This window comes from Priestia sp. BR_2, from assembly GCF_041954005.1.
Classification (GTDB): domain Bacteria; phylum Bacillota; class Bacilli; order Paenibacillales; family Paenibacillaceae; genus Paenibacillus_AQ; species Paenibacillus_AQ lautus_A.
In genome coordinates this window covers 1-1,689 of sequence record NZ_JAVFHM010000145.1, presented here as the reverse complement: position 1 = coordinate 1,689, position 1,689 = coordinate 1, and the positions used below count along the sequence as shown (strand labels likewise).

The 1,689-nt window shown below is 35.9% G+C and carries 3 protein-coding genes; 1 reads left to right on the top strand and 2 read right to left on the bottom strand.

Annotated features, from left to right (window positions below; translation table 11 throughout):
• Window positions 1-674: MFS transporter (locus RB298_RS06745; RefSeq protein ID WP_486046488.1), on the top strand; the 674-nt coding region annotated here is incomplete at its 5' end.
• A gap of 131 nt (window positions 675-805) precedes the next feature.
• Here the strand turns inward: RB298_RS06745 and RB298_RS06740 are convergent.
• Window positions 806-1,084, bottom strand: coding sequence for a YesK family protein (locus tag RB298_RS06740; RefSeq protein WP_486046486.1), 279 nt, complete (start codon window positions 1,082-1,084; stop codon window positions 806-808).
• A 56-nt stretch (window positions 1,085-1,140) separates the two neighbouring features.
• Window positions 1,141-1,689: dehydrogenase family protein (locus RB298_RS06735; RefSeq protein WP_486046484.1), on the bottom strand; the 549-nt coding region annotated here is incomplete at its 5' end.

The window sequence follows — 1,689 nt, the reverse complement described above, 5'->3', positions numbered from 1 at the left end:
TTTTATCTCTTCTTACTATTTTCATTTGGTTACCGCAATTACGAAATCGACATAAGTCTACGAAGTCTCAACAAACAGTGCAAAAGGTTGAATCTATTAACTTATGGCGTTCTAGATTAGCATGGAATGTCACATTATTTATGGGATTTCAATCTTTTATCTTCTATACAGTTATTACATGGATGCCGGAAATTCTTGAACAAAAAGGATTGAACACTCACGACGCAGGCTGGATGTTATCGCTAATGCAGCTTGCTGTACTTCCTATTACGTTCCTCGTTCCTATTTTAGCCGGCCGTTTGCAAGATCAGCGTTTATTAGTAGTCATTCCAGCTGTTTTGCTTATTGGAGGATTATTCGGTATCTTGTACGGAAATACACTCCTTATCCCATTATGGATTATTATGGTTGGAATTGGAGTCGGGTTTGTATTTAGTTTGGCAATGATGTTCTTTAGTTTACGCACACAAAGTACTAACGAGGCAGCAGAATTATCTGGTATGGCTCAATCATTTGGTTATCTTTTATCTGCTATAGGTCCTGTGTTATTTGGAGGGCTACACGACATTACACACAGCTGGACTATACCTTTACTGATGCTAGTTTTAGTTTCGATCTTTATTTTTATCGCCGGTATGGGAGCAGGGAGGAATGAATATATGACTTCTAAATAATAAAGAGGTATAAAAGCCCTTTAGAACTGAGTTTTTAAAGGGCTTTTATACTTGGTATTATTTGACGGCTTCTTTTTCTACCAATCACCCGCATTATATAAACTGACTTTGTATATGCTATACGTACTTTACTAGTGAGTGTTGTTACTGAATTTTCTTTTCACAGATTCAGCTATAGATATAATTAGTAGGGAGATAAGTGATGAGATAAAAGCAGTAAAGCTAATTGTTCCTACCCTCATACCAATCCATCCTCCGATAAGGAAACTTACGATAACAACGCCAATACTAACCACTCCTACAATTAGAGGTGTTATATATTTAATAGTAGGTTTTTTTCTGCTGAGTTCATATGAAAGTGCAATTAAACTAACAATTATAATTGTAGAAACTATGTGTAAGTCACCCATTATTAACAGCCTTTAAATTTAAGATATCCATACTAGTATATTCTCCTAATGAAGTATCAAATAACTCCTTGCTCAATCATAGCATCAGCAACTTTTATAAATCCGGCAATGTTTGCACCTGCGACAAGATTACCAGGAGCGTTGTATTCTTGAGCAGCTTTCTTGCTATTTTGGTATATGCTTTTCATAATCGCATGTAATTTGCTATCGACTTCTTCAAAAGTCCAAGAAAGCCTAGTGCTATTTTGAGCCATTTCTAATGCTGATACAGAAACACCACCAGCGTTTGCTGCTTTAGCAGGGGCAAATAAAATATTGTTCTCTAAGAAAATCTCGACAGCTTCTAATGTAGATGGCATATTTGCACCTTCACCAATTGCTTTTACTCCATTGGAAACTAATAATTCTGCAGAGTTTTGAGCGATTTCATTTTGAGTAGCACATGGTAAAGCAATATCACATGGTACTGTCCAAATCCCATTACAACTTTCCACGTAAACCGCTTCGGGATGATCATTTACATAAGTACTTATGCGTTTTTTTTCTACTTCCTTAATACGTTTAACTGTCTCTAAGTTAAGACCATCTCTGTCATAGATATAACC